The organism is Streptosporangium sp. NPDC005286, from assembly GCF_040607515.1.
In the GTDB taxonomy this organism is placed as follows: Bacteria; Actinomycetota; Actinomycetes; order Streptosporangiales; family Streptosporangiaceae; genus Streptosporangium.
Map to the genome: position 1 here is coordinate 21333 of NZ_JBEXGU010000126.1, position 6459 is coordinate 27791.

At 70.6% G+C, this 6459-nt stretch carries 6 protein-coding genes and 1 pseudogene; 4 read left to right on the forward strand and 3 right to left on the reverse strand.

Annotation, left to right across the window (positions count from 1 at the left end):
• Window positions 1–24 precede the first annotated feature (24 nt).
• Both ABZU75_RS33455 and ABZU75_RS33460 read right to left on the reverse strand, forming a co-directional pair.
• Complete coding sequence (locus ABZU75_RS33455; RefSeq protein WP_355563062.1) at window positions 25–1119, reverse strand: alanine racemase; 1095 nt, start codon at window positions 1117–1119, stop codon at window positions 25–27.
• A 139-nt stretch (window positions 1120–1258) separates the two neighbouring features.
• Window positions 1259–2065 (reverse strand): UTRA domain-containing protein, encoded by an 807-nt coding sequence (locus tag ABZU75_RS33460; protein WP_355563065.1) that lies wholly within the window; start codon window positions 2063–2065, stop codon window positions 1259–1261.
• A gap of 179 nt (window positions 2066–2244) precedes the next feature.
• Here ABZU75_RS33460 and ABZU75_RS33465 point away from each other — a divergent pair, with 179 nt between their 5' ends.
• Both ABZU75_RS33465 and ABZU75_RS33470 read left to right on the forward strand, forming a co-directional pair.
• Window positions 2245–2601, forward strand: coding sequence for a hypothetical protein (locus ABZU75_RS33465; protein ID WP_355563068.1), 357 nt, complete (start codon window positions 2245–2247; stop codon window positions 2599–2601).
• A gap of 164 nt (window positions 2602–2765) precedes the next feature.
• On the forward strand, window positions 2766–3191 hold the full coding sequence (locus tag ABZU75_RS33470) for a VOC family protein (RefSeq protein WP_355563071.1): 426 nt from the start codon (window positions 2766–2768) through the stop codon (window positions 3189–3191).
• On the opposite strand, the pseudogene ABZU75_RS33475 reads toward ABZU75_RS33470, so the two are convergent.
• Window positions 3192–3326: pseudogene (locus ABZU75_RS33475) on the reverse strand (alpha-amylase family glycosyl hydrolase); the annotation flags it as partial.
• A 143-nt stretch (window positions 3327–3469) separates the two neighbouring features.
• On the opposite strand from ABZU75_RS33475, the gene ABZU75_RS33480 reads away from it, so the two are divergent.
• Window positions 3470–3853: a hypothetical protein gene (locus ABZU75_RS33480; protein ID WP_355563074.1), complete on the forward strand. Its 384-nt coding sequence runs from the start codon at window positions 3470–3472 to the stop codon at window positions 3851–3853.
• Between the two features lie 197 nt (window positions 3854–4050).
• Window positions 4051–6327, forward strand: coding sequence for a protein translocase subunit SecD (gene secD, locus ABZU75_RS33485; RefSeq protein WP_355563077.1), 2277 nt, complete (start codon window positions 4051–4053; stop codon window positions 6325–6327).
• Window positions 6328–6459: the final 132 nt, after the last annotated feature.

The window sequence follows — 6459 nt, forward strand, 5'->3', positions numbered from 1 at the left end:
TCACACCCGGGTTGGCGACCCGCCTCAGCGGGATGACGGCGCCAGGTAGTGGAAACTCGGTCTCCGGTGCATCAGGAAATCGTGGTGGGAGATGTTCCAGGCGTAGGCGCCCGCCATGGTGAACTCCACCCGGTCACCGGGCTTCAGCGCGACGGGCACCCGGCGGGCCAGGATGTCCTTGGGGGTGCAGAGCTGGCCGACGATCGTGATCGGCTCGCCGGGCTCCGTGATGACCAGCGGCTGGTCGTGGCCCTTGGTGGCGGGGGTGCGGATGTGGTGGGTCCCGCCCGCCACGACCGCGAACAGCTCGCCGTGGACGCGCTTGACGTCGATGACGCGCGTCACGTAGCGCCCGCAGTAGACGGTCAGCGAGCGCCCGGGTTCGATCCTGAGCGTCTCACCGGGACGGCGCAGCCGCCCGAGGCCCTCCCCGTAGGCCTGCCAGTCGAACCGCGTCCCGGGGTCGGCGTACGAGACGGCCATGCCGCCGCCGAGATTGATCTCACCTGCCCCCAGCGTCCGCGCGTAGTCCAGGACCGCCGCCGCCAGCTCCAGCATCCGGGGCGCGTCGAGCCCGCTGGCCAGGTGGGCGTGTATCCCGCGCAGCCGTACGGCGTCCTGGGTCTCAAGCAGCGCGACGCACTCGGCGATCCCCGCGGGATCCATCCCGAACGGCGTGGCGCCGCCGCCCATCGCCAGCGAGGCCCCCTCGATCGGGATGTCCAGATTGACCCTGAGCAGCACGTCGGCGGAGCGACCGGAGGCGAGCAGGCGACGCAGCTCGCCGGGACTCTCCACATGCAGGCGGGTGACCTCGCTGAACAGCTCGTCGTCCGTCTTGCCGGGGCCGCCCAGCGCGACCGGCGCGTCCGGGAAGTGCTCCCGCACATGCGCGAGCTCCCCGCCGGAGGCGACCTCGAAGCCGTCGAGGTGCGGAGCGAGCGTCCGCAGCAGCTCCGGGTCGGGGTTGGCCTTGACCGCGTAGTACAGCTCGATGTCTCCCAGCGCGGCCCGGACGGCCCCGGCGTGGGCGTCGAGCTCGGCCAGATCGTAGACGTAGGCGGGTAACCGCCCGGCGGGAACGGACACCGAGGTCCGCGTCGTGGCCGTGACTGTCACAGGCGTTCTCTCCGATCTCAACGGTACGGGGAGCCGGATCTCGACGACCAGGCAGTGGACGGGCGTGACGGGCAGGCCGGTCAGAACTCGTCTTACCCGGAGACCTGGCCGATGTGACCTGCGCCTGCCGGCAGGCCGGTCAGAACTCGTCGTCCCCGGAGACCTGGCCGATCGAGAAGATGTGCCTGTTCGCGGCGCAGATCGTCTCCAGGACGTGGACCGGCGTGTCCTCTCTGGAGTATCCGGCTCGAAGGACCTGCACGACCCACTCCCCCGGTTCGAGTTCCAGGGTGTCGTACTCGAAGGATGTCGGCGGGCGAGCCGTCAGGTTCTCCTCGGCATGGCCGAAGACGTGCCCGAGGGCGACCAGCGCCGACTGGAGCGACGGCTTGACGAACTCGGGCTCGGCGATGCGCGTCCCCCCGAACAGGTCCGCCCGGAAGTAGCTGGTGGCGATCCGTACCGGAACCTCGTCCGCCGTCATCATCTTCCGGCGGGCGATCACCTCGGTGCCGGGCTCGACGCGCAGGCAGGCCGCCACGTGATCACTCGCCGGCTCCGGGCCGACATAGAGCATTCTGCGGTCCGGCTTGATCCCCTGCCGCTCCGCCTCGACGAGAAAGAGGGACGCGGAGGCGCGCACGGCGGGGTCGGTCGGCAGCGCCCGCCGGACCAGCACCTTCGGCACGCGGGCCGCCGCTCCCTCGGGGGCACGGGCCGCCGGCCCCTTCCGCATCTGGGATATCCGGCCCGGGGAGACGCCCAGGTGTGCCCCTATCTCCTCCAGGCCCATGCCGGAGTCACGAGCCTCGGCGATCGCCTGGCGGCGCATCTTCGCCGCCTCCTCCAGGCGCTCCTGCTCCTCGGTCATGAGACGGCCCAGAACCCGTGCGCGCTCGATGGGGTCACTCAGCTCGGAAACATCACGCAGCGTATTCAGATCCATCCGGGACCGTTCTCCTCGCGCTCGACACCGAATGGGATTTTAGCCCCCCTACAGCAAGAGAAATCGCAGCCGGGACAGCGACCCTGCGACACAGCGAGGAAAGTCACCTCGGCGCCGCCCAGGATGACGATGATGACTGACTGTAATGTTGTGACCACACCCGAAGGAGGCTGTCGACGATGACAGATGCGAGTGCCGAGGAGCAGGGCGTCGTCGCCGAGCGGCTCAGGTTCGGGACGGGCCTCGCCGAGAGCGAGCGTCAGGGGATCATCGAGCGGTTGGCCGGGCTGGGAAGGCGGCTGCTCTCCTATCCCGGTGACGCGGTGGAGCTGCGGCTGAGCGTCAAGGACCGCGACACGCCCCAGCAGCGGGTGACGCTCGAATGCGTGCTCCCGGGCACGGAGCCGCTGGTGGCCCACTCCTATGAGCAGGATCTGCCCGCCGCGCTCGCGGAGGTCCGCGACGAGCTGATCCGCCGGCTGGACAGGCTCAAGACCAGACGGGACCCGCGCCGCGACCACCCGCACCGGCCCTGAGCCACGGCACCCCGGCGGTCGCCCGAACCGGCACGGGAGCGCACCGCGCCCGTGCCGGTTCCCGTCCCGGTTCCCGTCCCGCGGTGAGCCGGGCGAGGAATACCGGATGTGCCGACCATGCTGTCCCGCACGGGATGCTCGTTTTGACCGTGTGAGGAGCCGTCATGACCGCCCGAGAGATGCGCCTGGTCGTCACCGCCGCCGACTACGAGGAGGCGCTGCGTTTCTATCGCGACGTGCTCGGCCTGCCCGAGCGGGCCGCCTACTCCTCACCCGACGGCAGGGTGACGATCCTGGAGGCGGGCCGGGCCACGCTGGAGATCGCCGATCCTTCGCAGGCGGAGTTCATCGACCAGGTCGAGGTGGGGCGGCGGGTGGCCGGGCACATCCGAGTGGCGTTCGAGGTCGACGACTCCCCCGCCGTCACCGCGAAGCTGGCCGGAGCCGGGGCCACGGTGGTCGCCGAGCCCGTCCGGACCCCGTGGAACTCGCTCAACTCCCGCCTTGAGGGCCCGGCCGGGCTCCAGCTCACCCTCTTCACCGAGCTGGGAGAGACCGGCGACACCGGATCGGAGACCGCTCAGGGCTGAGGGGCGCTCGTCGGAGGTGTGGTTGACCACCAGGTCGGCGATCACCCGCATGCCGCGGCCCCTGGCCGTCCTGACGAACTCCACGAAGTCCCCCAGGCTGCCCAGGCAGTAGACGACCGCGTTCTTCCACCACAGGTCGGCGTATGGGTGAGTCGCATGCGTCCGCACTACCCTCTCTTTGCGTGTTCATGGGGTAATGCACCCCGGAGTTGACCTGAGGGGGATCGCAGCGGCTCCGAAGGGCTACGGTGGACAGCGATGACGGCCAGGAGGAGATCATGCGACAGCTGAGGCGCGGCGCGCCCTTCGGCTGGTTGCTGACCCTGCTGCTGCCGCTACTGGTCTCCGGAGGGCTGGGCGGGGGCACCGCCGCCCTCGCCCGGCACACCGCGGTCGTCCAGGCCGTCGGCGAGCATCAGCCGCTGTCGCGCCCGCTCCTGGACGGCGTGCAGCGGCACTCCCTGGTCTCCGGATTCGCCGGCACCGGGTCCGGCCTGGGCGGCGGGGGCGGCCACCCGCTCGCGACCCCGCCCACCGACCTCCGGCACCTGTTCCTCGCCGCCGGCCCGCTCACCCGCCCGGCGGGTGACGAGGACACCCGCCCGCTCGCGGCCCTGCTCGTCAGGCCGGGGCGCGCACCGCCCGCCTCCACAGCCGGCTGAAACACCCCGGAACCGCTCCGGGTCTCTTCGCCGTACGTGAAAACGCCTCCGCCGCGAGCGAAGACGTCTTTTCCCGTACCCGGAGAACGCCTTCTCCCCAGCCGAAAGGCGTTCTTGCCGTACGCGAAGCGTGCCGCCGTCCCTGAACGCTCCTTCGGCGTGACCGAGGACAACTCCCCCAGCCTGTGGAGGCTTCCATGTCGCGTGCCCCGGTGGTACGCGCGATAGCGGCGCTCGCCGTCATCGCCACCTCGTTGTACATAGCCCTGACAATGTCGCCGCGCCTCGGTCTCGACCTGCGCGGCGGCACCCAACTCGTACTGGAGACCAAGGACTCGCCGACGGTCAAGGCCGACGCCTCGGCCACCGACCGCACCCTTGAGGTGCTCCGCCGCCGGGCCGACAGCCTGGGCGTGGCGGACGCGCCGCTGGCCCGCTCCGGCGAGCGGCGCATCATCGTGGAACTGCCGGGTGTGCAGGACCCGACCAAGGCCGCCGAGGTCATCGGCAAGACCGCGCAGCTCACCTTCCACCCCGTCCTCGGCGCCCCCGACCCGGGAGCGGAGACCAAGCCGGGCAAGGGAGAGCAGATCCTGCCCGACGATCGCGGCGCCCCGCTGCACATCGGGCCGGCCACCCTCACCGGTGACGGCGTCGGCGGTGCCGAGGCCGGGATCGACGCCCAGCTGGGCAGTGGCTGGTTCGTCACCGTCGACTTCCGCGATCAGGGACGGGCGGCGTGGGCCAAGCTGACCGGCGAGGCGGCCTGCAACGAGCCGGGCGACCCCAGGCGCAGGATCGCCATCGTGCTCGACTCCAAGGTGATCGTCTCCCCCCAGGTGAACGAGGACGTGGGCTGCAAGGTCGGCCTGCCGGGTAACACCACCCAGATCACCGGCGCCTTCACCGCCGAGGAGGCCTCGGACCTGGCCCTGCTGATCAAGGGCGGCTCGCTGCCGGTGCCCGTCGAGATCGTCGAGCAGCGGACCGTCGGCCCGACGCTCGGCGCCGCCGCGATCAAGGCCAGTGCCTGGGCCGCGGTCATCGGCATCGCGCTCACCGCGCTGTTCATCATCGTGATCTACCGGCTGGTGGGCTTCCTCGCCGCCATCGCCCTGGCCTGCTACGCCCTCATCTCGTACGCGGCACTGGTGGGGCTCGGCGCCACGCTCACCCTGCCGGGACTGGCGGGCTTCGTGCTGGCGATCGGCATGGCCGTCGACGCCAACGTGCTGGTCTTCGAACGGGCACGTGAGGAGTACGCCGAGACGCCCAACCTCGGAGGCTCGCTGGAGAAGGGGTTCCGCAACGCGTGGAGCGCGGTGGCCGACTCCAACATCACCACCCTGCTCGCCGCCGGGCTGCTGTTCTTCCTGGCCTCCGGCCCGGTACGCGGCTTCGGCGTCACGCTGAGCATCGGTGTGATCGCCTCGCTGATCACCGCGATGGTCATCACCCGCGTCCTGGCCCAGTGGGCGGTGAGGTTCAAGGTGGTGTCCGCACGACCGCAGATCACCGGCCTGTCCAACATCGGGCGGGTCCGCACTTGGCTGAACATCCGCAAACCGGACCTGATGAGCCGCCGCGCCGGGTACTTCGCGATCACCGGCCTGCTGGTGGCCGCGTCCGTGGCCGGGGTGGCGGTGCGGGGGCTCAACTTCGGGGTGGAGTTCACCGGGGGCAGGCTCGTGGAGTACTCCACGACCACCCCGATGAGCGCCGACGCCGCCCGCGAGCTGGTCAGCAAGGCCGGGTTCCCCAACGCGGTGGTGCAGGCCTCCAATGAGGACATCTCCGTACGGACGGGTCAGATCACTCCCGCCGAGGTAGTGAAGATCGAGGAGGCGCTGGAGAGCGAGGGTGGCCAGGTCACCAAGGAGCGCGACGAGCTCATCGGGCCGAGCCTCGGGGACGAGCTGCGCCGCAACGCGCTGATCGCGCTGGGCGTCGCGCTCGCCGCACAGCTCGCCTACCTCGCCTTCCGGTTCCGCTGGACGTTCGGCCTGGCCACGGTGGTGGCCCTGGTCGCCGACGCGGCGGTCGTGATCGGCGCGTTCGCCTGGCTGGGCAAGCCGGTGGACGGGGTGTTCCTGGCCTCGATGCTCACCGTGATCGGCTACTCGGTCAACGACAAGGTGGTGGTCTTCGACCGGGTCCGCGAGCTGTGGGGTGCGCGGCCGAAGAGCTCGTTCGCCGAGGTGGTCAACACCTCGATCCTGCAGACCGTGCCCCGTACCGTCAACACCGGTCTGGGCGCGCTGTTCATCCTGGCCGCGCTGGCGGTGCTCGGTGGCGACTCGCTGACCGACTTCGCGGTGGCGCTGCTGATCGGGATCATCGTCGGCACGCTCTCCTCCGCGCTGGTCGCGGGGCCGGCGGCGATCGAGCTGGAGAGGCGCAAGCCCGGCGCGCCGCCACGGCCCAAGCGGAAGGGCCCGGCTCCCGCCCGCCAGGGTTCGGGCGCCGTGCTCTGAGTGGCGGGGAACACCGGGCCGGAACGCGTTCCGGCCCGGTGCCCGGTGGGCGGCTCCCAGAACGGAAGAGCACACCTAAGAACTCCAGTCACAGAACAAAAGATAACGTAATGATGCATATGGTTGCAAATC

What these genes read in the sequence shown, in the direction of transcription:
- ABZU75_RS33480 (WP_355563074.1), top strand. Translation starts at nt 3,470, where the DNA reads ATGCGACAGCTGAGGCGCGGCGCGCCCTTCGGCTGGTTGCTGACCCTG.
- secD (WP_355563077.1), top strand. Translation starts at nt 4,051, where the DNA reads ATGTCGCGTGCCCCGGTGGTACGCGCGATAGCGGCGCTCGCCGTCATC.
- ABZU75_RS33470 (WP_355563071.1), top strand. Translation starts at nt 2,766, where the DNA reads ATGACCGCCCGAGAGATGCGCCTGGTCGTCACCGCCGCCGACTACGAG.
- ABZU75_RS33460 (WP_355563065.1), bottom strand. Translation starts at nt 2,065, where the DNA reads ATGGATCTGAATACGCTGCGTGATGTTTCCGAGCTGAGTGACCCCATC.
- ABZU75_RS33465 (WP_355563068.1), top strand. Translation starts at nt 2,245, where the DNA reads ATGACAGATGCGAGTGCCGAGGAGCAGGGCGTCGTCGCCGAGCGGCTC.